Below are 20,587 nucleotides of genomic sequence, written 5' to 3'. Positions count from 1 at the left end.
TTGTCAATCAGAGCTTGCTTGTCAGCGCTTCGGTACGATCGCCGCGCCGAGCACCGAGCGGTCGGACACGTCGGCCATCGCCGCGGCCGCGTCTTCGAGCCGGTACGTGCGCTCGGCGAGTTTCGCAAGGTCGAACACGCCGCGCTCGGCGAGCTCCACCAGCCACGGAAGGTCGCGCGCCATCAGCGCCGATCCCTGCTGGCACGGATGGATCGTGCGTCCCGCGATGACTGCGAACTCCGCGAGCGGGAACGAGACGCGGGCGAAGGGGTCTGACGAGATGCCGGCAAGGACCAGATGCCCGCCGAGGCCGGTCATCGCCCATGCCTGCTCGATGCCGCGTGCGTCGCCGGACGCGTCGAAAACGAAATCTGCGCCCCCGGCGAACAGGGCTCCGCCGCCATCATCGATCTTCCGCACCTCGGCGACGGGGTCGACGGCTCCGGGATCGAAGACGTCGTTCGCGCCGAACCGCTCTGCGGCGGCGCGGCGCTGCGGGAGCGGGTCCACGGCCACGATCCTGGAGGCGCCCGCGAACCGTGCCGCCTGCACGTAGCCGAGTCCGATCGGGCCGCACCCGACGACGGCGACGACGCTGCCCGGCGTGATCGGAGCGGTGATCAGCGCGGCGCCCGCCCCGGTGACGATGGGGTTTGCCACCAGTGCCAGCTGATCGTCGGGGAGATCCGTCTCGACCGGGGTGCAGTGGTACTCGGTGGTGATGGTGTGCTGTGCGAAGAGCCCGACGTTGCTGTTGCCGTGCACCGGCGTTCCGTCGGCCGTTCTCGCGTAGGCGCGGCCGAACGGGACGAGCTTCGCGCAGAATTGCGGGAGGCCACGGACGCAATACCTGCAAGAGCCGCAGTTCGGCGTGCTCACCACGATCACGCGCTGCCCCGGCCGCACGCGGTCGACCGCGGACCCGACCGCCTCGACGACCGCGACGCCGCCGTGGCCGTTGACGAGGTGGGTGGGCATCGCCGGGCCGCCTACGTCGAATCCCGCGCCGCCGGGCGGCATGCTGGGACCACCCGCCGGGGGACCCGGGGGCATACCAGGGCCGCCGGGCGGCGGGCCCGGAGGCATTCCGGGACCTCCGGGCGGGGGACCGGGAGGCATGCCCGCGCCGTCCAGTCCCGGTGGTGCCAGCGGGATGTCGGCCGAGCCTACGTTGGCTGCGCTGACGCGCAGAAGCACATCGTTGGCCTGCAACTCGCCCAGTTCGATTTCCTCGACCTGCAGGCCGGCCGGTGTCGAGATCGCTGCGATTGTCTTCATGGCACCTCCACGCCTACGGCATCGGCATCTTCGATAAACGCTTGCACGCATGCAATGGTTGCATGCATGCTTCTAACGTGCAACCATTGTATGCGTGCAAGCAGTCAGTGACGGCGGACATACCGGGCCCGAGAGGGCCGTGCGCTCCGATCTCGGGGCCGGCTTAAGCACGATCGCGGCCTTCTTCGGTAAGGAGGGTGCCGCCGGCATCTTCAGCGCCGTCGACGCGCTCGACCTGACCATGACCCAGGTCCGAGTGCTGCACCACGCCGCCGAGGCGGACCGCGAACTGTCAGGCAAGGAGGCAGCAGAATCCGTGGTGATGTCGATGGCGGCAGTCAGCCGGGCGGTGGACAGCCTGGTGCGCCGCGGGTACCTCGAGCGACGTGAGGACCTCGTGGACCGCCGGATGAAGGGGATCACCGAGCGCGGACGCCGGGCCATCCGGTACTCCGAGGTTGTGAACAGGGACATGATCGACCGGTTCGTGGAGGCGCTTCCGAGCGCCGAACGCGAGCGGCTCGCGGCGGCTCTGGCCCCACTGATGGAGAGACCGGAGATCGCCAGCTGTCTGCCGCGGCCTCAGTCGGGCGCGTGACGTTGCACCACAAACATCAGGCCCGTCGCCTTAGATGCGGCGGGCGAGAACAGCAGGAGGCAAAAGTGGCTGTCGAGGCCATGGTCGGCACATCAGTCGACCGAGAAGAACTCCTTCGGCGCGCGCGAGAGCTTGTGCCAGCCCTGCGAGAACGGGCGCGCGCGACGGAGGAGGGCTGCAGGGTCCCGGAGGAGTCGGTGCGCGAGATCGTCGCAGCCGGGCTTGTCCGCGCGGGCACGCCACGGCGCTTCGGCGGCTACGACGTCGAGTTCGAGACCGTGCACGAGATGACAATGGAGCTGGCCCGAGCCTGCGCCTCGACGGCCTGGTGCTTCCAGCTGTGGGCGCTGCACTGCTACTGGATGGGCTTTTGGCCGCTCGAAGCGCAGGAGGAGGTCTTCGCCGACGGTCCCGACATGCTGAGCGCGAGCGTTCAGCTAAGCGTGTCATGCGACTACGAGCGGATGCCCGGGGGCTACCGACTCTCCGGCCGCGGACGGTTCGCCAGTGGTTCGGATCCCTCGCAGTGGCTCTTCGCGCTCGGAGTCGGGGCGGAAGGACCTCTCCAGTTCCTTGTTCCGCGCACGCACTTCGCCGTACTCGACGGTACGTGGGATGTGGCCGGCCTGTGCGGCAGCGGCAGTAAGGACGTTGTGGTGCAGGACGCGTTCATCCCGTCGCACCGGGTCATCCGGCCGGCACCGCCGATCGACTTCGCACCCGAAGGTCCGCTCCCGTACGACCAGCACCGGCAGCGCCGGTACTCGGTTCCCCTGTTCGCCATCCAGGGTTGGGACTTCCCGGCCGTCGCCATCGGTGCGGCGCAGGGGGCGTACGACGAGATCGTGCGGCGGATGCACGGCACCAAGGGCTCGGTGCGCGCCGCGGATTCGCCGGTGATCCAGGCTCAGATCGCGCAGTCCGCCGTGGAACTCGATGTCGCACGCACGCTGCTGCACCGCGACCTTGAAGACTGCCAGGGCAAGGGCGAGCGGGGCGAGACCCTCGCGCCGGTCGACTACGCCCGCTACATGGCCAACAAGTCCTACGCGCACGAGCTGGCTGTCGGGGTGGTCAACCGAATGTACGCCCTGGGCGGCGGCCGGAGCTTGTCGCGAAACGACCCGCTTCAGCGCGCGCACCGCGACGCGCACGCGACGGCCCACCCGGGACCGATCGGCCAGTTCCCGATGGCCTCCCAGCCGTACGGCCGCTCCCTGCTCGGGCTCGACCCGCGCGAGGTCAACTTCTGGACTGGACCGGCCCTGGGGTGATCCCCGCGGCTACCGGAGAAAAGGAGAACGAGAACATGCCCAAGCCCCAGACGTCGGCGCCCCCCATAGCCGAAGCCCCGATGCCGGCGCCGAAGCCGCCGATGACCCTTGAGCAGGCTTGGACGGCGATCGCCGTTCCGATGCCGCCGCCCGCGCAGGCCGCGGAGAAGCAGTGCTTCTCCACCGAGGAACTGCGTCAGGACTTCTACAGCTCCCGCCCGCCGTTCGGCGACCGGTTCATGCCCAACTGGATGCAGATGCGGCAGTCGGAGTTCACGCGGGTGCTGCTGGACAAGGCGGCACTGAAAGCCGGTGATCGGGCGCTCGTGCTCGGCGAATTCCTCGATCACGTCGGATTCGTCGACCTGATCAGCGCCGAGGTGCAGCCCGGAGGTACCGCCGAATACGTCGACATGGTCCCGATGATCGAGGCCCACCACGTGGGGCGTTTCGACCCCTACACCGAGATCGCCGCGAAGCACGAGCCGGAGGCGTTCGACGTCGTCATCGCCTCCCAGTGGGAGCACCTGCTCGACCCGGACGCGGAACTCGAGGCGCTCAGCCGCCTGGTCCGCCCCGGCGGCAGGATCCTGCTGTTCCATCCTGGCCCGACCGCGGCGACGTTCGCGCTGGCCGAGCAGGATGTCTGGCTGGACATGCTGCTGAGCTTCTTCATCACCTTCGCAGGCTCCCGTGAGGTGCCGCTGGACTCGGCGTTTCAGTGGAAGAAGGCCGCTTGGCTCGCCGTCAGCGTCGATGATGTGCGCGACGCGGCGGCCCGCTGCCTGACAGACGTGACGGCGTGGCAGCACCGCGGGATGGCGATCGTCGACGGTCGCAAGCCCGCTGCCGGGGACGAGCCCGGGAGGTCGGCGTGAACGTTCAGATCGCGTTCCTGCGCGGCGTCGGACACGGTCCAGGCGACATGCTGGACATGCCGGCGCTGCGCGAGGCGCTCGCCGAGGCGGGCTTCGCCGCTGTGCACACGTACCTGGACAGCGGAAACGTCGTGCTGCTCGACGATGGGGAGCCCGGCGTTCTGGCCGCTCGCGTCGGCGAGATCCTCCAGAAGCGCTTCGACCGGGACATCCACGTCATCGTGCGCAGCCTCGACGAGCTCTCCGAGGCGGTGGCGCGCAATCCGTTCCCCGAAGCCGCCGCCGACGCCGAGCACTACAACGTCGCCTTCCTGGAGACGACGCTCGATCAGGCCGAAGTCGAACAGCTCGCCATGCTCGCCACGGGGCGGGAGCGAGTCGCGGTGATCGGACGCGAGCTGTACGGCTGGTACCCGGACGGATTCGCCGGTTCGCGGCTCATCGGCGGGATCATGGGCCTTCCGGTGCCCGCGACCGCTCGTGACTGGACGACGGTGACCGGCGTGCTCGACCTCGCGCGCGAGGTGCGCGCGGAGAATCGGAGCCGGTGATGCGTGAGTACGCGACGGGTGCATTGGCCTCGCCCGATGACTGGTTGACGCCGACCAATTCCGAGCAGTTGGATTCACGCGGGCTGCGCGACGCGTTCGGCTGCTTCCCCAGCGGGGTGATCGCGCTCTGCGCGCTGGCGCAGGACGGCGTGCCGGCCGGAATGGCGGTCAGCTCGTTCACCACCGTCTCGCTCGACCCGCCGCTGGTGTCGGTGAGTATGCAGAACACATCGACGACCTGGCCGATCCTGCGCGAGCGGGCACGGCTCGGACTCAGTGTGCTGGCCGAACAGCAGCATCGCGAGGTCCGGCAGCTCGCCTCGACTGGAACCGACCGGTTCGCCGGAGTGAGCTGGCACGCCGACGACGACGGCGCAGTGTACCTGGACGACGCGGTCGGCTGGTTCAGCTGCAGTGTCTGGAACCAGCTGCCTGCGGGCGATCACACCATAGCCCTCCTGGAGATCAGAGGGCTGCGAACTGTCGCGGGCGGTGCCCCCTTGGTGTTCCACGCAAGTCGATTCCGCCGACTGGCCCCCGGCGACCAATCCGCCTGAACGCACCGAACGGCCACTCTTCCCAAACGCAACGACGCGACCAGGGAGTAGAAGTGATCAAATCAGGAAGCGCCCGGAGATACCGGGCAAGACTGCTGATGACATGTGCCGTGCGGTGTGGCCGCACATGCGCGACGCCGGCTACGGGCGGATCGTGAACACGACGTCGCCCGGGATGCTCGGCTCGGGCTACGGCTCCGTCTACGGCGCTGTGAAGGCGGGCAGCTACGGCCTCACCAGATCGCTGGCGATCGAGGGTGACCCGTTCGGCATCAGAGCCAACGCGCTGGCACCGCTGGCGGCCACGATCGCGTGGGACGTCGTTCAGGCCCCCGGCAAGGAGGCGATGGACGGCCCGGTCGCACAGGACATGAGTCCGGATCTGATCGCGCCGACCGCCGCCCTGCTCGCGCACCGCGTCTGCCCGTTCTCGGGCAAGAACATCACGGCGGATCCCGGTCGAGTATCAGAGACCTGCTACCGCCAGACCGCCGGGTACGCCAAGGTCGCGCCGACGATCGAGGAACTCAACGACTCACTGCGCCAGGTCGTCGATCGATCCCACGCGCACGACATCGGCGATCCCGCTGAGGCGGCCACCTGGGTCGGCGGCCCGCCCCCGGCGCCGTCGGCCGGAGCGGCCCGCGCATGACGTGACGTTCGCTCGCGGTCCGCCAACGCTGCGGGCGAACGTCACCCGATCCACCTTCGCAACAAGGGAGTTTTCGTGAAGTTCTCAGCAGCGGTGTGGGACCACGCGGACGGCGTTCGTGTGGAGGAAGTCGAACTTCTCGAGCGACATCCGCGTGACGTACTCGTCAGGATCGAAGCGTCCAATGTGGCCAGCTCGGAGGCGAGCGCCCTGCTCGGCCCCGCCTCCGCCCCCGCCGACCTACCGCCCGACCTTCCCCCAGGCCTTGCTCTGCCGCCGTTGCCCTTGCACATCCTGGGCCACTCCGCAGTCGGTGTGGTCGAGGAGGTCGGCCCCTCCGCGGAGGGGGTGAAGGTGGGCGACCGGGTCCTGATGACCGGCAACAACAACTGCGGCGTGTGCCACTTCTGCCAGCGGGGCCGCTACGACCAGTGCGCCGAGATGGCCCTGTTCGGCCCGGCCACCGCTCGAACCGCGAACGGCGTGGACGTGCACCCCTTGGGTTACGTCGGCAGCCTCGCCGAGTGGGCCGTCGTGCTCGACAACCTGCTCGTGCCCGTGCGCACAGACCTGCCCGCAGACCAGTTGTCGCTGATCGGCAACCCGGTGTGCACCGGTGTCGGCGCGGCGCTGCGCACGGCCAGGATCGAGCCGGGCAGCGTGGTCGCCGTCGTCGGCTGCGGGCCGGTCGGCCTGTCCTACATCCAGGCGGCGCGACTGGCCCTGGCCGATCAGATCATCGCCATCGAGCCGCTGGCGCACCGCCGGGAGGCGGCACTGCGGATGGGCGCCACCACCGTCATCGACCCCGCCGAGACGGATCCGGTCGAGGCCGTGTGCGAGCTGTCCGGGGATGCCGGCGGGGTGAATCAGGGCCGTGGCGCCGACTACGTCTTCGACGCGGCGAACGATGCGTCGGCGACCGAGCAGGCCTGGGCCATGACCCGGTCGGCGGGCGATCTGACGCTGGCCGGGCTCGATCCGAGGCCCGGAGCCAGGGTCAGTTTCCCGATGGTGCAGTTCTCGAACTTCGGCAAGACGATCCACAGCTGCCAGATGGGCTCGCTGCTGATGCGCCGCGACCTGCCGTGGATGGTCAGGCTCGCCGAGCGCGGACAGCTCGACCTGGCCTCGCTGGCCGAACGCACCTACCCCCTTAAGGCAGTCGGCGAGGCCCTCCGCGACGTCGCCGAGTGCAACGTCCTCGGCGCGACCGTCGATCCGCGGCTGTGAGCGTCGCACCGCACCCTGACCGGCATTAAGGAGATCAACACCATGACAGCGCAGACGCCGACCCGCTCGATCGAGCGTTCGCCGGCCGAGCTGGTCGCGCACGCCGCCCAGCTTCGGGAACTGATACGCGACCAGGCCGAGGAGGCCGAGGGCCTTGGCCACTACAACCAGGATGTGCACAAGGCCTTCCTGGAGGCGGGCTTCTACCAGCTGCTCACCCCGCGCCGCTACGGCGGCCTCGAGGTGGACCTTCGCACCTTCGCCAAGATCGTAATGGAAGTCGGCCGCGGTGATCCAGGCACCGCCTGGTGCCTGTGCCTGGGGCAGGGGCACGCTCTGACCACCGCCGCGCTGTGGCCGGAGAAGGCCCAGGACGAGGTGTTCAACAACGCGAGCGGCTACTTCCGCGCCTCCCACGCGTTCAACCCCGCGGGCACCGCCAAGCGCGTGCCCGGCGGGCTGCTGATCAACGCGAACTCCCGCTACCAGTCCGGGGTTCCGTACGCCACGCACGCCACGGTCTCCGTCGTGCTCGTCGACGAGGACGGCGGACCCGCCGGCGCACCGCCCGGCGCGCCTCCCGGTCCTCCGCCGGGTGCTCCGGTCGGCGCGCCTCCCGGGCCCCCACCGGGTGCTCCCGCCGATGCGCCGCCGATGCCTCACGGCGACGTTCCGCCCTCCCAGATGCTCCAGGTGCTGATTCCCAAGGACCAGTTCACGATCGTCGAGAACTGGGGCGCCGACGCGGTGCTGGGGATGCGCGCGAGCGGCTCCAACAGCATCACCGTGGAGAACCAGATCGTGCCCGAGCACTACGCGATCACCATGTCCCCGGACCTCTTGGCCTCGACGACCTCGCACGGCGTGAAGCTGCACGGCAACCCGATGTACCTGGGCGCGGCGACCGGCTCGTTCTTCCAACTGGAGCTCGTGGTCAGCGTGATCGGCGCAGCCCGCGCCGCCCTCGACGAGTACGAGAGGCTCGCCCGCACCAAAACCACCGCATACCAGGGCGGCGGCCTGCGCAACAAGGACCCGTTCTACCAGCGCGACTTCGGCGCCGCCAAGACGAAGACGGATGCGGCAACTGCGATCGCATGCTACGTCGCCGACACGATCACCGAGCTGAGCAGCGAGGCCATCGCGGGCACCATAACCTTCACGCCCGACACGGACATCGAACTCGGCTGCATGCTCATGCAGGCCGGCCACCTGGCTGCCGAGGCCGTGGACATCCTTTTCGCCTCCGCGGGCACCTCCGCATCCGGGCGCGGCCAGCGCATGCAGCGCTACCTTCGCGACGTCTGGATGTACCGCACTCACATCGGCGCGCAGTACGACCCGTTCGTGCGGCGATCCGGCGCCGGCAGCCTCGGCGACCCGCAGCCGTTCTTCCTCTGATCCGATCCAAGCCACTCCACCGGAGGGCAAGGATGTCCAACCCAGTAACTCACGGCGAGATCCTCGCCAAAGACGTCGACGCACTGCAGCGCTTCTACACGGCGGCATTCGGCTGGGAGGTGCAGGACGTGGTCGACGGTGCGTACCACGTCCTCGCCGACCCGGACGCCGACCGCGGCATCCTGCATGTCGGAGCCGGTCCCGCGCCGCAAGACCGGGCCGGTCACCTGACCTTCTACGTGGAGGTTGACGACCCGGCGGGGGTGCTCGAGCAGATCGAGCGCCTCGGCGGTCGCACGGTCCGACCGCCCGCGCGGATGGGCACAGGACCGACGCTCGCCCTGCTCGAAGACCCCGAAGGCCACGTCATCGGCCTCGTCGAGCGCCACTAACCGGCGGAGGGAAAACGCATGTGGTCGCTGATTGTGCGCACTGGCTCTGTGAGGTGGTCGTTCTCGGCCCGGGAGCAGCCGCGGTATCACAGAAACGAAACCTATCTATTTCGATTACCGTAGGGCGCCGCCGCTCGAATTCAACCGTTTCGATGGACGGGTTGTCGTGCCCCGGGGACATGGGTCCCGGCTGTCAGGACTTCTGCATCACGCGCTCGGGCGGCGTGGTCTCGGCTTCCCCGTGATCGTGCGTCTCGGCGAGCTTCTTCTCCGGCAGCCACAAGGCGAGGATCAACGCGGCCACGAAGAGGGGCACCAGATAGCCGAACACCGGGGTCAGCGCGTGCTGGTAGGCGTCGATCACGATGTCCTGGCTTTTCGGCGGCTCGGCGGTGTCGCCGAAGCGAATGACGGCAGCCCGGAGCGCCGCGGGGCACAGCCCACAGAGGACCGGCGCCGGGGGACCGTGACGCCTCCCCCACCGGGCCGACGGACCGCGGCGATCAGGCGCGGGCGGGCCGGGGGTCTGACGCCGTGCGGCTCGCCGTTTCCACGTCAGGACTCCGCGGGTGCGGGATGCCTGAGGGAAGGGAGCAGCACGGCGTCCACCAGGCGCAGCATGTAAGCCTCGTCGGCCTCCTCACCGTCCAGCATCGGGCGGGTCAGGCCGAGCGCGACCAGCATGATGTGGCAGAACTCGCGGACCGGGTTGTCCGGGAGATCTCGCCGCGGGCGGCGGCCCGGTCCACGATCCGCTTCAGGATCTCCGCGGCGGGCTTGGTGAACCGCTCGCGCATTGCCGTGGCCAGCTCGGGGTCTCCGAGGGAGGCGTGGGACAGCCCGGACACGAGCTGGTGCTCCGGTGGCGCCGCACGGCGGACGCGGCGGACCATCTCGCGCAGGGCCTCGCGCAGCGAGCCCGTGTGGGCGTCCAGCTCCGCCGGGACCGGCTGGATCCGCTGGTGCTGGAGCGCGGCGACGACCAGCTTGGGCTTGCCCTGCCACTGCCGGTAGAGCGAGGCCGTACTGCACCGGCCGCGGCTGGCGACCGCCTGCAGGGTCAGCGCCTCGTAGCCGACCTCCCGCAGCAGTTGGAGGACGACCGGGCGCTGGACCGGGAGAACGGCAGCATCTCGGGTGCTGCCCGGGCGGTCGGGGTGAACCGGCCACGGCGTATGCGTGATCTACTGACGACCACGTAGGCCATCAGGTGTTGCGAGGACCCCGAGAGTCCGTCGCGGGGACCGGGGCGTTGCAATGCGCGGGGGGCGGCCTAGTTTTGAAACGAAACTATTCCCATTCGGAGAGAAGCCGATGCCCAGCAACGTCGCCTCGCAGACCGGCAGACGGACCCGCCTTACCCCGGAGCGGGAAGCCGAGCTGTACTTACCAGGAGTCGACGATGACCACCACCACGATCGCCATCGAGCGAGAAGAGTTGGATGCGCAGCGGCTGCGCCAGGCGTTCGGCTGTTTTCCCGGCGGCGTGACCGCGGTCGCCAGCCTGGTGGACGGCGAGCCGGTCGGCATGGCCGTCAGCTCGTTCACCTCTGTGTCCATGGCGCCGCCGCTGGTCTCGGTGTGCATGCAGGACTCGTCGTCCACGTGGCCGAAGTTGCGGGACCGGCCGCGGCTGGGCCTGAGCGTGCTGGCAGAGGACCAGCACGAGGTGTGCCGCAAGCTGTCCAGCAAGAACGGGGACCGGTTCGCTGGCGTGCGGTGGCAGGCCACCTCCAGTAGCGCCGTGGCGGCACGGGATTCCGACTCGGGCACGGTCACCGTCGCCCGTGCGGCCGAAGCGATGCCCCGCGTATCCGGGGCGGCCCGCCGCGCGCGCCGCCGCCCCGCGGTGACATCGCCCGTCCACGCTTGCACGGCCGTGTCGCGGATCGCGTCGCCGACGAAATCCAGGCAGGCCGTGACCAGGGCCACGACTCCGCCCGAGGACAGCAGCAGCCATCCGTTCGACGACAGCACCTGCGCACCCGAGGCGATCACCGAGCCCCAGGTCGGATTCGGCGGCTGCGGGCCGAAGCCCAGATAGGCCAGGCCCACGGTGAGCTGCAGGGCCACCGTCGACACCAGCGTCGCCTGCACCAGTACCGGGCCGGCCACCCGCGGCAGGATGTGCCGGAGCATGATCCGGGGCGCGGACAGGCCGGATATCCGGGCGGCGTCGACGAAGAGCTCTCCCCGCAGGGCGAGGACCGGGGCACGGACGCTGCGGACGATCGATGGAACCATGAGCAGTCCGAGCGCCGCCATGGCCACCACGAAGCCCTACCGGAACACCGAGAGCATGACGATCACGACCACCAGCACCGGAATCGACATTCCGATGTCGGCGAGCAGCATCACCGACCGGTCGGTCCAGCCGCCCAGATAGCCCGAGAGCAATCCCGCAGCCACACCCACGACCAGGGCCACGGCCGTGACCACCGCCGCGTAGAAGAGCGTGATGTGTCCGCCGTACAGCAGGCGGCTGAAGGTGTCGCGGCCGAGGTCGTCGGTGCCCAGCCAGTGCGCGAGGCTCGGCCCCTGCAGACTCGCCGACAGGTCCTGCTGGTTCGGCTGGTACGGCGTGATGATCCCTGCCGCGATGCCACGATGATGATCGCCAGTACGATCAGCGCCGTGAGCGCGGTGGGTCTGCGTACGACTCCCGCCGCGATATTGCGGATCGTTCCTCGCGACCGCGTGACGCCGTCCCCGACCGCGGGCAGCGCGGAAGGGGACCCGTTCGATTCCAGACCGGTGGCGGTCATGTCGGAAGTCCCTTCGGATTGAGCAGCCCGTAGCACACGTCGACCAGCAGGTTCACCACGACGACGATGATGCAGAACACCACCACGACGCCCTGCAGCGTCGTCATGTCTCCGCTTTGCGCGGAGGAGACCGCGAGGCTCTCCAGCCCTGGCAGCGCGAAGACCGCCTCGACGACCACCGAGCCGCCGAGCATGCTGATGAAGAAAACCCCGACCAGCGTGGCGATCGGAATCGCCGCGTTGCGCAGGCCGTGGCGGACCGCGATCCACGGCTCGGGCAGGCCGTCTGCGCGAAGGGCCGTGATGAAGTCACGACCCATCACTTCGCGGAAGGAGTCATGGGTCTGCTTCGCGATTCCCGTCACCCCCGCCACTGCGAGCGTCACGACCGGCAGTACCAGGGAGCGCAGCCAGCTGGTGACCGACTGGGAGGGGTCCACATAGCCTGTCACGGGCAGCAGATGCGCCTTGACTGCGAGCAGATCCACCAGGATGAGGCCCAGCCAGAAGCTCGGGACGGCGAAGCTGAGCATTGCCAGGGCGTCGATCGCCTGGCCGATCACGCCGCCGCGCAGTGCGCTCACCGCGCCCAGGCCGATCCCGAGCACGGCGGAGAGCACCGTCGCGCCGATCACCAGTGACAGGGTCACCGGGAGCCGGGCGGACAGCGCGGAGCCCACCGACTGCGACGAGACCAGCGAGGTGCCGAGGTTTCCCGTCACGGCGTTTTCAAGCCAATGCCAGTACTGCGCCCAGAGCGGCTGGTCCAGGCCCATCTGCCGCTCCAGAGCCGCCACCTGCTCGGCCGTCGCGTTGGAGCCGAGTACCGTCTCGGCGGCGTTCGCCGGTTCCAGCGACGTCAGGACGAACGTCAGCGCCGAGACGATGAACAGCAGGGGGCCCGCGACCAGCAAGCCGAAGAACCTCGCCCTCAGCTCCGCAAAATCCACGACCCCCGCAACTCCCTGAACTCCAGGGTGTTGCGGGGATCGATAGAACCCGCCCGCGGCCGTGGGGCCTAGGACCTGGGCGGAGCGACCGGGCGGAGCGACCGGGGGGAGCAATCTCAGGGATGGTCGGCGCGGCCGGGGTCCGGGGCAGGAACGTCCCGGTCTGCTGTGAGTTCTTTCGCGGCCTCGGTCTCAGGCTCCGGGTAGCGAGGCATGAAGAAGGCCACGGCCGTGGCGATCACGATGGCGACGAGCATGACCAGGAGCACGCCGTCGTACGTGCCGGCCTGCTCCACGGCCACCTGTACGAGGAAGGGGATGGTGCCGAAGGCGACGACGCCGGTGATGCCGAGGGTCAGTCCCAGGAGCGGCGCGAAGGACCGGTCGCCGAAATACCGGCCCAGCAGATAGGGCGCGATCGTGTACTCGGCCCCCTGGAACCCGCCCAGCAGGGCAAGGGCGACGAACAGCAGCCAGGTGGTGCCGTGGGTGGTCGTCACGATCAGCATTCCGAGCAGGACACTCGCGAAGAAGGGGAAGGCCGCCCGAGCGGACTTCGACCGGTCCATCACGGGCCCGGCGACGCTCTGGCCGGCGAACGACGCGAGCCAGAAGACCGACAGCGCGAGCGACACGGTCCCGCTGCCGTACCCGCGCTCGCCGAACAGATCGACACCGAGGGTCCGTACGGACATCGTGACCCCCGTCGGGACCAGGATGATCAGCATGAGGAGGAGCCAGGCACGCGACCGGAGCGCCGCGGCCAGCGGGACGCCGGGGGCGTTACGGTGTTCCTGCGGGCCCGCCGGCGCCGAGGCCTCGATGACTGGTCCGCTGTCCGGCACCGGGCGGGCCCCGGGGGCCGGCGGTGTCGCGTCCGGCTGGGAGAGCAGGACGATCTGGGCCGGAACGCAGAGCACCAGCACGCACAGGCCCAGCACGAGATACGTGTACCGCCAGCTGAAGGAGCTGGTGGACCACTCGAACAGCGGCGAGTAGACGGCGCTGGACAGGCTCGCCACCGCGCTGATCAGGGAGAACCCTACCCCGCGGTGGCGGGGGAACCATATCGACACGGTCTTGAAGCCCACCACCTGGGCGCAGACCTGGCTGCCCGCCAGGGCGACGAGGGCGAGGACGCCGAAGAGCGCGTTCGCTGACACCACCACCATCAGGCAGAACGCGACCCCGTAGATCAGCGAGGACCACACGGCGACGGTCCGAATGCTTACCTTGTCGATCAGGTAGCCACCGAAAGTGAGCACGAAGGGCGAGGAGAACAGCGGCAAGGACGACATGAGCAGCACCGTGTGCGACTGCGACCAGCCGAAGTCCTCGGATACCGGAGCGAGCATGTACGTGGTGAGATTGTTCACCACCGAGGGGCCCAGGATCATCGCGATGATACCCGCGCAGATCGCCATCCACGCCCCCCGGGGGTAGCTCCGCAGCGACGCGAAATACTCACGAAGGGAGCCGCCCGCGGGATCGGGACTGGCAAGGGCTTGCTGGGGTGTTGGGTGAGGGTGGGGCATCGTTGACCTTCCTCTGTGGCAGTCGTGGGCCAAGTAGACGTCGTCCGGTCCGCGGTCCGCCGTTCTGCGGGACCCTGGGGTGACCGGCGTCACGGCGCCGGTGCGCGATGGGAGCGGCGAGGTCGTGGCGGCGCTGGGCGTGGCGGCGCTCGCCGAGCGGGTCGGGCCGGCGGCCGAGGCGGAGATCGTCGCGAAGGTCGTGGCCACGGCCACGGCCATCGGCGACCGGCTCGCCACGGTCGCCGGCTGACCGTCGCCGGTTGACGGTCGCGGCTGAGGGGGAGCGGGGCCCTCAGAACGACCAATCATGCGCCTCCCCGAAGCTGTGCGCCCCGTACTGCCGGGCGAACGTGTGGTACTGCGCGCCGATGTGGGTCCGCCACATGGCTACGTCGCGCAGGTAGCGCTGCATGCGCTGGCCCTGCCCGGACGCCGAGGTGCCGGCGGAGTTGAACAGGGTGTCCACGGCCTCGGCGGCCAGGTGCCCGGCCTGCATGAGCGTGGCGCCGAGCCCGGAGCCCATCTCCGCGGTGATCGTGCGCCGCCCCTCGACGGACTCGCGGCTCCACTCGGTCATGAGGTCGGCGGTGTGGCAGACGATGGCCTCGGCGGCGTTGGCCTTCAGCCTCGCCTCCCCGAAGTCGCGCTGGTACAGGGGGTCCTTGAAGCGCGGGCCGCCGCCGGGGACGGTGGTGTTCCGGGTCCGGGCCAGGTGCTCGAACTCGTCGAGGGCGGCGCGGGCGGCGCCGACGACGCTGACGACCAGCTCCAGGACGAAGAAGCCGCCCGTGAGCGCCCCGAGGTACATCGGGTTGCCGTGCAGCCGCACCCCGGGCGAGGTGGTGGAGTTGATCTCGTCGGGGTCCATGACGATGCCGTAGTGCTCGGGCACCACCTGCTGCTCGACGATGACGCTGTTCGAGCCGCTCGCCCGCATGCCGAGGACGCGCTCCCCGCCCCAGTCGTCCGCGATGGTGAACTGCCCGGCGGGGATGAGGATCTGCATGAGGCGGGCGCCCGCGACCGGCTCGCCGGGAACGGGCGGCGGCGCGCCCTCCTCGCCGGCCAGCACGGACACGGTGGCGTGGGAGGCGTACGGCACGCCGGACTGGTAGCGGGACCGGGCGTTCACCAGCCAGCCGCCCTCGACCCGCGTGGCGGTGCCGGCGGGGTTGAACGCGTGGGAGGCGCGGAAGTAGCCGTGTTCGTTGGTGAACACCTCCTCCTGCGCCCGCTCCGGCCAGTGCGCGGCGACGCTGAGCGCGTGGCCCTGTCCCAGGCACAGGCACCAGGCGGTGCCCGGGTCGCCGCGCCCGACCTCCATGATGACCTGGGCGAAGGTGCGCACGTCCACCTCCAGGCCGCCGTAGCGGCGCGGGGTCAGCAGCCGGTAGAAGCCGGCCTCCTGGAACGCCTCGTGCACCGCCGGCGTGTAGTGGCCGAGCCGCTCGGCCTCCTCGGCCTGGTCCCGGATCAGGTTCCGCAGCTTCTGGGCGCGTTCGATCAGCACCGCCGCCGTCTCCTCAGTCATCGTGTGGCTCTCCTCGTCGTTGTTTCTCAGGGCAAGTCTGGTGAGGTGGGTGGGTGGGTAGGGCAGGGCAGGGGAGCTCAGCCGGCGGGGACCACGCTGGCGCCGAGCACGGAGCAGTCGCCGACGTCCCGCATGGCCTGCACGACCTCGTCGAGGCCGTAGCTGCGCTCGGCCATCGCCTTGAGGTCGAGCTGCCCCTGCTCGGCGAGCCGCACCATCCAGGGCAGGTCGCGGCGCATCCGCAGCGAGCCCTGCTGGCAGCTGTGCACCGTCTTGCCGTGGTTGGAGAACTCCATCATGGGGAACGTGACGGTGGCGCCGGGGTCCTCGCTCAGCCCGGCCAGCGTCAGGTGCCCGGCCGAGCGGGTCATGGCCCATGCCTGCTCGACGGCCCGCGCCTCGCGCGCCGCCTCGAAGACGAAGTCGGCGCCACGCCCCTGGTTGATGCCCCCGACGTCCCCCGAGAGGTCCATGACGGCCTCGACCGGGTCGACCTCGGTGGGGTTGAGGGCCGTGGTGGCGCCGAGGCGCAGGGCGGCCTCGCGCCGGTGGGGCAGCGGGTCGATCGCGATGATCTGCGCGGCCAGGGCCAGCCGCGCCGCCTGCACGTAGGACAGGCCGACTGGCCCGCAGCCCACCACGGCGACGACGCTGCCGGGCTCGACCGGGGCGGTGCGCAGCGCGGCGCCCACCCCGGTGCATACCGGGTTGGGGATCAACGCCAGCTGGTCGGCGGGCAGGTCGGTGGTCACCGGGACGAGCTGGATGTCGGGCACCGCGGCCAGCTCGGCGAAGCCGCCGAGGTAGCCGAGGGGGTGCACCTCGGCGCCGTCCCGGGTGCGGGCGGTGGCGGGGCCGAACTGCACCATCCGGGCGCACTGGTCGAACCGGCCGCGCTGGCAGAAGTGGCAGGTGCCGCAGTGCGCGGTGCCGACCATCAGCACCCGGTCGCCGACCTTCACGCCCTGCGCCGCCGGGCCGGTCTCCTCCACGACGCCGACGGCGGCGTCCCCGAGGATGTGCGGCGGCAGGGGAGGAGGGGCCGCCGGGGGCGGGCCGTCCCCCGGGGGTGGGCCCTTCTCCGGGGGCGGCGATCCGGGCATGAACAGGAGCGCGGTGGCCTCGGCGCTGCCCACGTTGCAGGCTTCGACCCGGACCAGGGCGTCGCGGGGGCGGAGCGGCAGGGGCTCCAACTCTGTCACGCGCGCCCGACTCGTTCCACAGCACGGCCTTGAATGTCACGCGATCGCTCTCCCTTTCGTGGGTGGGAGTCAGGAGGTCAGCAGGTCAAGGCGTCAAGATGCTAGGTGCCGGCCGAAGAAATCCCAGATCTCCTGCCAGCCGTCGACCGCCGCGGCCCTGCGGTAGCGGGGGTTGTCCGTTTCGAAGAAGGCGTCGTGGCGGAACCAGCCGGCCGCCCCCTTGCCGACGGCGTTGACCTCAAGCTGTTCGGTGATGTACGCGCACACGGCACTTCACCTTCCTGTCCTGTGCTGGTCGGGTCCCGTGCGGTCGCCGCTCAGTCGGCGGGCTCGGCCGGGGTCGCCAGGTGGTGGGTGAAGAACTCGCGCACCAGGCGCCATCCCTCGACGGCCGCCTGGGGGGTGTAGCCGCCGCTGGACCAGTCGAAGAAGTCGTGATCCGCGCCGTCGAAGAGGTGGTAGTCGAAGTCCTTGCCGGCGTCCCGCAGCACCTTCTCCTGGGCGGCGACCTCCGAGGGCGAGGGGACCAGGTCCTCGGAGCCGAACAGGCCCAGCAGCGGGGCCGACAGGCCGGGGGTGAGGTGGGCGATGGGCTCGACGAGCATGGGCGAGGCGCCGGGCGGCGGGGGGCCGGGAAGGGCCGGGGGCTTGTCCGGCTTGTCCACGATCACGCCGCCTCCGCCGTTGACGATGGCGTCCGCCCAGGTGGAGGTGCAGCCGATGTAGTAGGCCTGCCGGGCGCCCGAGCAGAAGCCGATCAGCCCCACCCGGCCGTTGGCGTTGGACATGGCGCGCAGGTACGCGGCGGCGCCGGCCGCGTCGGTGGCGACCCGGTCGTCCGGGGCGCCCCCCAGGCGGCGCATCTCGGCGGCGGCGTCGTCGGGATCACCCCACGGGTTCTCGCGGTGGTGGAGGTGGGGGCAGATGGCGTTGAAGCCATAGACGGCGAGCCGGCGGGTGTATTCCTTGCTGGCCTCGTCGTAGCCGGGCTCGTGGTGGAGCACCACCACGCCGCCGAGCGGTCGGTCGGTGAGCGGGCGAGCCACGTAGGCCTCGATGGGTTCGCCGTCCTGGCTGGTGAGGGTGATGGTCTCGGCCAGCGTGGCGTCGTATCGGGACAACGCTGTCCTCCTTCGTGCTTCGTGCTGGGTGATTCGTGCGGTGTGCGGGGGTCGGGGCGGGTGGGGGCTCAGGCCGGGCGGCGGCCGTCGACCACGGCCATGCCCAGCCGGCGCAGCACCGTGAAGGCCGCCTCGCGGACCGTGCCGGGCCCGTCGGTCAGCGGATGCGCGGGCGGCACGCGGCCGGTCATCGGGAGTCCTCGGGGGGCCCACCGGGCCAGAAGCCGTCCCGGACGGGGTCGCCGTAGTCGCGGGACTGCTTGCGGTCGACCACCCGATGCCAGTGGGCCGCCAGGTCCTCGACCGTCATGCCGGGGTTGCCCCAGCCCTCGGTCTGGGCGAAGTAGCTCTCCCAGACCCGGCCGGACTCCGAGTGGATGCCGGCGCCCGAGCAGGGGCAGGACTCGTGGGCGAGGTAGGCCGCTGCCGGGGCAACCATCTCGGGGGTGCCGATCTCCGGCGGCGCGGGGTGGCCGGTCTCCGGCGGCGCGGGGTGGCCGGGAGCGACCCGGACGGAGCCGGTGGCGGCGCCGGGGGCCAGGGCGTTGACGACGATGCCGTGTCGGTGCCCCTCCAGGGCCAGGGTGCGAGTCAGGCTCCACACGCCGGCCTTGGCGGCGCCGTACACCGAGGAGTAGCCCGCCCCGGTCATGGCCCCGGAGGTGGTGTTCACGATGCGCCCGTAGCCGGCCTCGCGCATGTGCGTCCACACCGCCCGGCACATCCAGATGGTGCCCATGAGGTGCACGTCGACGAGCGCGGAGATGGCGTCGGAGGGGAGGCGGTCGAACTCCCCGACCCGGAACACGCCGGCGTTGTTGATCAGCACGTCCACCCGCCCCCAGGCGTTCAGGGCGGTGCCCACCACGCCCTTCGCGCCGTCCTCGGTCGCCACCGAGTGGGTGTCGGCGATCGCCTCGCCGCCCTCGGCGCGGATCTCGGCGGCGATGGTCTCGGCGCTCGCGGCGTACGTGCCGCGGCCGTCCGGGCCCACGCCCAGGTCGTTGACGACGACCCGGGCGCCCCGCCGCGCGAGCAGTTGGGCGTAGGAGCGTCCCAGGCCCGGGTTGCCGCCGGCGCCGGTGACGACGACGACGCGGTCGTCGAAGCGCAGGGTGGGCTGTTCCCCGCTCACTCCGCACCCTCCGGCACGGCGGCCAGGACCCGCTGCACGGCCGCGGCCGGCTCGAGGGCGGACTCCCGGCTGACCTCCACGGCGACGCGGGGGTGGGCGGGCATGGGCAGGGCGTTGGCCTCCCAGGCCTCCTGTGCCGTGCGGCGCGGGCCGCTCGGCGGCTTGCGTTCGATGGTCATGTCGGTCACTCCTATCGAAGGTGAGGGCGGCGGCCGCCGAGGCGTGCCGCGCCGCGGGTCGGGGTCAGAGGCGGAGCCCGAGGGGGTCCAGCCCCAGCACCGCGCGGGCGTAGGGCTGGGAGGCGATGTTGAAGTTACCCAACGGCCCGTGGGTGGCGGCGTGGACGTCGCGGTGGAGGCGCTGCAGCGGGTCCTTCGTGGACAGCGAGCGGGCGCCGCCCAGGTCGAATATGCGGTTGACGGCCTGCACCGAGAGCTTGCAGCCGTAGCCGCGGTTCCGCAGGTGGACGGTGAGGTGCTCGATGGAGGGGTAGTCGCCGGCCTCGCCGATGCGCTGGGCCACCTCCATGTCCTCCAGCAGCATGGACCGGGCGGCCGCCACCTCCACCGTGGCCTCCGCGATCTGGGTCTGCACCATGGTGGAGTCGGCGCTCTTCACGCTGCCGGAGGTGCCGCGGGTCCGGGCGATGAGCTCCTCCGCCGCCCCCTGCGCGCCGCCGATCGCGACACAGGTCAGGTCCTGCAAGGTCGACATCGGGGCGAGGTAGCGCCGCTGCCGGTGGTAGCCGTACGCGCGCTCCAGGTCCGGGTCCCGCTCGAAGTCCACCGGGGGTCGCGGGATCTTGCCCCGGTGCTCCGGCACGAAGGCGTCCTCGATGAGGACGTCCTTGCTGCCGGTGCCGCGCAGGCCGGAGACGTCCCAGCTGCCGGCGTCGATGGTGTAGTCGCTGCGGGGCAGGATGAACTGCCGGATGCCCTCCTGTCCGGGGGCCACGACGAACATCCACTGGGAGTGGTCGCAGCCGCTGGCGAACTTCCCATGGCCGGAGACCCGGTACCCGCCCGGGACCTTGCGCCACTCGGACTTCACGCCGAGCTGGACGCTGGCGGAGAGCATGTCGGGCCCGTCGGCGAAGACCTCTTCCTGGGCCTCCATCGACCAGAAGCCCATCCAGTAGGCGTGCAGCGCCTGCAGGACGTACACCCAGCCCGTGGACGGGCAGGAGCGGGAGAACTCCATGGCGACCTCGTACATGGTGGCGACGTCCACGTCGAGGCCCCCGAACTTGATCGGGGTACCGATGCGCACCAGCTCGGCATCGATGATGTCCTGCATCGTCTCCTGGGAGACCTGCGAGGCGTCTTCCGCGGCCTGCGCGCGCTGCCTCAGCGCGGGGGCCAACGCGGCGGCGCGTTTGAGAAGCTCCTCGCGGGCTGCCTGGTCCACTCCGGACTGGATGCTCATAACCTCACCTCGGGCCACAACAGGGGGAAGGCGGTCAGCGGCCGCTGTGGCACGAGAGGATGACCGTGACTGCTTGCACGCATGCAATGGTTGCACGCTAGGAGCGTTC

The 20,587-nt window shown here is 70.5% G+C and carries 25 protein-coding genes and 2 pseudogenes; 11 read left to right on the top strand and 16 right to left on the bottom strand.

The window, feature by feature from the left end; genetic code table 11:
• Positions 1-21: 21 nt before the first annotated feature.
• Positions 22-978, bottom strand: coding sequence for a zinc-binding dehydrogenase (locus tag ACZ49J_RS34720; protein WP_467454518.1), 957 nt, complete (start codon positions 976-978; stop codon positions 22-24).
• A 394-nt stretch (positions 979-1,372) separates the two neighbouring features.
• Between ACZ49J_RS34720 and ACZ49J_RS34715 the strand changes: the two genes are divergently transcribed.
• The 9 genes from ACZ49J_RS34715 (at position 1,373) to ACZ49J_RS34675 (ending at position 8,814) form a co-directional block, all read left to right on the top strand.
• On the top strand, positions 1,373-1,876 hold the full coding sequence (locus tag ACZ49J_RS34715) for a MarR family winged helix-turn-helix transcriptional regulator (protein WP_467454517.1): 504 nt from the start codon (positions 1,373-1,375) through the stop codon (positions 1,874-1,876).
• A gap of 80 nt (positions 1,877-1,956) precedes the next feature.
• Positions 1,957-3,150: an acyl-CoA dehydrogenase family protein gene (locus tag ACZ49J_RS34710; RefSeq protein ID WP_467454647.1), complete on the top strand. Its 1,194-nt coding sequence runs from the start codon at positions 1,957-1,959 to the stop codon at positions 3,148-3,150.
• 35 nt (positions 3,151-3,185) lie between these two features.
• On the top strand, positions 3,186-4,028 hold the full coding sequence (locus tag ACZ49J_RS34705; protein WP_467454516.1) for a class I SAM-dependent methyltransferase: 843 nt from the start codon (positions 3,186-3,188) through the stop codon (positions 4,026-4,028).
• Positions 4,025-4,579 (top strand): DUF1697 domain-containing protein, encoded by a 555-nt coding sequence (locus tag ACZ49J_RS34700; protein ID WP_467454515.1) that lies wholly within the window; start codon positions 4,025-4,027, stop codon positions 4,577-4,579. Before ACZ49J_RS34705 ends, ACZ49J_RS34700 begins: the two co-directional genes overlap by 4 nt.
• Positions 4,579-5,136, top strand: coding sequence for a flavin reductase family protein (locus ACZ49J_RS34695; RefSeq protein WP_467454514.1), 558 nt, complete (start codon positions 4,579-4,581; stop codon positions 5,134-5,136). The genes ACZ49J_RS34700 and ACZ49J_RS34695 overlap by 1 nt, the downstream gene beginning before the upstream one ends.
• A gap of 103 nt (positions 5,137-5,239) precedes the next feature.
• Positions 5,240-5,788: an SDR family oxidoreductase gene (locus ACZ49J_RS34690; protein WP_467454513.1), complete on the top strand. Its 549-nt coding sequence runs from the start codon at positions 5,240-5,242 to the stop codon at positions 5,786-5,788.
• A 75-nt stretch (positions 5,789-5,863) separates the two neighbouring features.
• Entirely contained in the window at positions 5,864-7,021 is a 1,158-nt protein-coding gene (locus ACZ49J_RS34685; protein ID WP_467454512.1) for a zinc-binding dehydrogenase, read from the top strand.
• 42 nt (positions 7,022-7,063) lie between these two features.
• Positions 7,064-8,422 carry an acyl-CoA dehydrogenase family protein gene (locus ACZ49J_RS34680; RefSeq protein ID WP_467454511.1) on the top strand — a complete coding sequence of 453 codons (1,359 nt, stop codon included), beginning with the start codon at positions 7,064-7,066 and terminating at the stop codon, positions 8,420-8,422.
• A 32-nt stretch (positions 8,423-8,454) separates the two neighbouring features.
• Positions 8,455-8,814 carry a VOC family protein gene (locus ACZ49J_RS34675; protein WP_467454510.1) on the top strand — a complete coding sequence of 120 codons (360 nt, stop codon included), beginning with the start codon at positions 8,455-8,457 and terminating at the stop codon, positions 8,812-8,814.
• Between the two features lie 193 nt (positions 8,815-9,007).
• Here the strand turns inward: ACZ49J_RS34675 and ACZ49J_RS34670 are convergent, their stop codons facing one another.
• From ACZ49J_RS34670 to ACZ49J_RS34660, 3 genes are all read right to left on the bottom strand, one after another.
• Entirely contained in the window at positions 9,008-9,178 is a 171-nt protein-coding gene (locus ACZ49J_RS34670) for a hypothetical protein (protein ID WP_467454509.1), read from the bottom strand.
• A 191-nt stretch (positions 9,179-9,369) separates the two neighbouring features.
• Positions 9,370-9,498 (bottom strand): hypothetical protein, encoded by a 129-nt coding sequence (locus ACZ49J_RS34665; RefSeq protein ID WP_467454508.1) that lies wholly within the window; start codon positions 9,496-9,498, stop codon positions 9,370-9,372.
• The gene (locus tag ACZ49J_RS34660; protein WP_467454646.1) at positions 9,477-9,872 is read right to left on the bottom strand and encodes a TetR-like C-terminal domain-containing protein; all 396 of its coding nucleotides are present in this window, start codon (positions 9,870-9,872) and stop codon (positions 9,477-9,479) included. The genes ACZ49J_RS34665 and ACZ49J_RS34660 overlap by 22 nt, the downstream gene beginning before the upstream one ends.
• Positions 9,873-10,216: 344 nt before the next feature.
• On the opposite strand from ACZ49J_RS34660, the pseudogene ACZ49J_RS34655 reads away from it, so the two are divergent.
• Positions 10,217-10,501: pseudogene (locus ACZ49J_RS34655) on the top strand (flavin reductase family protein); the annotation flags it as partial.
• A 212-nt stretch (positions 10,502-10,713) separates the two neighbouring features.
• On the opposite strand, the pseudogene ACZ49J_RS34650 reads toward ACZ49J_RS34655, so the two are convergent.
• From ACZ49J_RS34650 to ACZ49J_RS34635, 4 genes and pseudogenes are all read right to left on the bottom strand, one after another.
• A pseudogene (locus ACZ49J_RS34650) lies at positions 10,714-11,079 on the bottom strand (ABC transporter permease subunit); the annotation flags it as partial.
• A gap of 15 nt (positions 11,080-11,094) precedes the next feature.
• Complete coding sequence (locus tag ACZ49J_RS34645) at positions 11,095-11,253, bottom strand: ABC transporter permease subunit (RefSeq protein ID WP_467454507.1); 159 nt, start codon at positions 11,251-11,253, stop codon at positions 11,095-11,097.
• Positions 11,254-11,575: 322 nt separating this feature from the next.
• A complete protein-coding gene (locus tag ACZ49J_RS34640; protein ID WP_467454506.1) occupies positions 11,576-12,529 on the bottom strand; it encodes an ABC transporter permease in 954 nt (317 codons plus the stop codon).
• A gap of 116 nt (positions 12,530-12,645) precedes the next feature.
• On the bottom strand, positions 12,646-13,926 hold the full coding sequence (locus tag ACZ49J_RS34635) for an MFS transporter (RefSeq protein WP_468351426.1): 1,281 nt from the start codon (positions 13,924-13,926) through the stop codon (positions 12,646-12,648).
• Positions 13,927-14,143: 217 nt separating this feature from the next.
• Here ACZ49J_RS34635 and ACZ49J_RS34630 point away from each other — a divergent pair, with 217 nt between their 5' ends.
• On the top strand, positions 14,144-14,314 hold the full coding sequence (locus ACZ49J_RS34630; RefSeq protein ID WP_467454504.1) for a hypothetical protein: 171 nt from the start codon (positions 14,144-14,146) through the stop codon (positions 14,312-14,314).
• Between the two features lie 42 nt (positions 14,315-14,356).
• Here the strand turns inward: ACZ49J_RS34630 and ACZ49J_RS34625 are convergent, their stop codons facing one another.
• The 8 genes from ACZ49J_RS34625 to ACZ49J_RS34590 all read right to left on the bottom strand — a co-directional run bounded on the left by ACZ49J_RS34625 (position 14,357) and on the right by ACZ49J_RS34590 (position 20,478).
• Complete coding sequence (locus tag ACZ49J_RS34625; RefSeq protein ID WP_467454502.1) at positions 14,357-15,595, bottom strand: acyl-CoA dehydrogenase family protein; 1,239 nt, start codon at positions 15,593-15,595, stop codon at positions 14,357-14,359.
• 77 nt (positions 15,596-15,672) lie between these two features.
• Positions 15,673-16,797: a zinc-binding dehydrogenase gene (locus ACZ49J_RS34620; protein ID WP_467454500.1), complete on the bottom strand. Its 1,125-nt coding sequence runs from the start codon at positions 16,795-16,797 to the stop codon at positions 15,673-15,675.
• Between the two features lie 93 nt (positions 16,798-16,890).
• Positions 16,891-17,064, bottom strand: a complete 174-nt coding sequence (locus ACZ49J_RS34615; RefSeq protein WP_467454499.1) for a hypothetical protein — start codon at positions 17,062-17,064, stop codon at positions 16,891-16,893.
• 50 nt (positions 17,065-17,114) lie between these two features.
• On the bottom strand, positions 17,115-17,918 hold the full coding sequence (locus tag ACZ49J_RS34610; RefSeq protein WP_123994134.1) for a dienelactone hydrolase family protein: 804 nt from the start codon (positions 17,916-17,918) through the stop codon (positions 17,115-17,117).
• Between the two features lie 68 nt (positions 17,919-17,986).
• The gene (locus tag ACZ49J_RS34605; RefSeq protein WP_391316022.1) at positions 17,987-18,109 is read right to left on the bottom strand and encodes a hypothetical protein; all 123 of its coding nucleotides are present in this window, start codon (positions 18,107-18,109) and stop codon (positions 17,987-17,989) included.
• Positions 18,106-19,053: an SDR family NAD(P)-dependent oxidoreductase gene (locus ACZ49J_RS34600; RefSeq protein WP_467454497.1), complete on the bottom strand. Its 948-nt coding sequence runs from the start codon at positions 19,051-19,053 to the stop codon at positions 18,106-18,108. The genes ACZ49J_RS34605 and ACZ49J_RS34600 overlap by 4 nt, the downstream gene beginning before the upstream one ends.
• Positions 19,050-19,232 (bottom strand): hypothetical protein, encoded by a 183-nt coding sequence (locus ACZ49J_RS34595; protein WP_467454496.1) that lies wholly within the window; start codon positions 19,230-19,232, stop codon positions 19,050-19,052. The genes ACZ49J_RS34600 and ACZ49J_RS34595 overlap by 4 nt, the downstream gene beginning before the upstream one ends.
• A gap of 64 nt (positions 19,233-19,296) precedes the next feature.
• Entirely contained in the window at positions 19,297-20,478 is a 1,182-nt protein-coding gene (locus ACZ49J_RS34590) for an acyl-CoA dehydrogenase family protein (RefSeq protein WP_467454495.1), read from the bottom strand.
• Positions 20,479-20,587: the final 109 nt, after the last annotated feature.

The sequence above is a fragment of the Streptomyces sp. NPDC030840 genome (assembly GCF_055572015.1).
Note: the sequence above shows the minus strand (reverse complement) of the source record. Positions and strands in the feature narration are given on the sequence as shown.

Excerpts from the sequence above, each read along its gene's own strand:
- ACZ49J_RS34720 (WP_467454518.1), bottom strand. The coding sequence starts at position 978 with ATGCCCACCCACCTCGTCAACGGCCACGGCGGCGTCGCGGTCGTCGAG.
- ACZ49J_RS34710 (WP_467454647.1), top strand. The coding sequence starts at position 1,957 with ATGGTCGGCACATCAGTCGACCGAGAAGAACTCCTTCGGCGCGCGCGA.
- ACZ49J_RS34705 (WP_467454516.1), top strand. The coding sequence starts at position 3,186 with ATGCCCAAGCCCCAGACGTCGGCGCCCCCCATAGCCGAAGCCCCGATG.
- ACZ49J_RS34695 (WP_467454514.1), top strand. The coding sequence starts at position 4,579 with ATGCGTGAGTACGCGACGGGTGCATTGGCCTCGCCCGATGACTGGTTG.
- ACZ49J_RS34690 (WP_467454513.1), top strand. The coding sequence starts at position 5,240 with ATGTGCCGTGCGGTGTGGCCGCACATGCGCGACGCCGGCTACGGGCGG.
- ACZ49J_RS34680 (WP_467454511.1), top strand. The coding sequence starts at position 7,064 with ATGACAGCGCAGACGCCGACCCGCTCGATCGAGCGTTCGCCGGCCGAG.
- ACZ49J_RS34675 (WP_467454510.1), top strand. The coding sequence starts at position 8,455 with ATGTCCAACCCAGTAACTCACGGCGAGATCCTCGCCAAAGACGTCGAC.
- ACZ49J_RS34665 (WP_467454508.1), bottom strand. The coding sequence starts at position 9,498 with ATGCTGGTCGCGCTCGGCCTGACCCGCCCGATGCTGGACGGTGAGGAG.
- ACZ49J_RS34635 (WP_468351426.1), bottom strand. The coding sequence starts at position 13,926 with ATGATCCTGGGCCCCTCGGTGGTGAACAATCTCACCACGTACATGCTC.
- ACZ49J_RS34625 (WP_467454502.1), bottom strand. The coding sequence starts at position 15,595 with ATGACTGAGGAGACGGCGGCGGTGCTGATCGAACGCGCCCAGAAGCTG.
- ACZ49J_RS34605 (WP_391316022.1), bottom strand. The coding sequence starts at position 18,109 with ATGACCGGCCGCGTGCCGCCCGCGCATCCGCTGACCGACGGGCCCGGC.
- ACZ49J_RS34595 (WP_467454496.1), bottom strand. The coding sequence starts at position 19,232 with ATGACCATCGAACGCAAGCCGCCGAGCGGCCCGCGCCGCACGGCACAG.
- ACZ49J_RS34590 (WP_467454495.1), bottom strand. The coding sequence starts at position 20,478 with ATGAGCATCCAGTCCGGAGTGGACCAGGCAGCCCGCGAGGAGCTTCTC.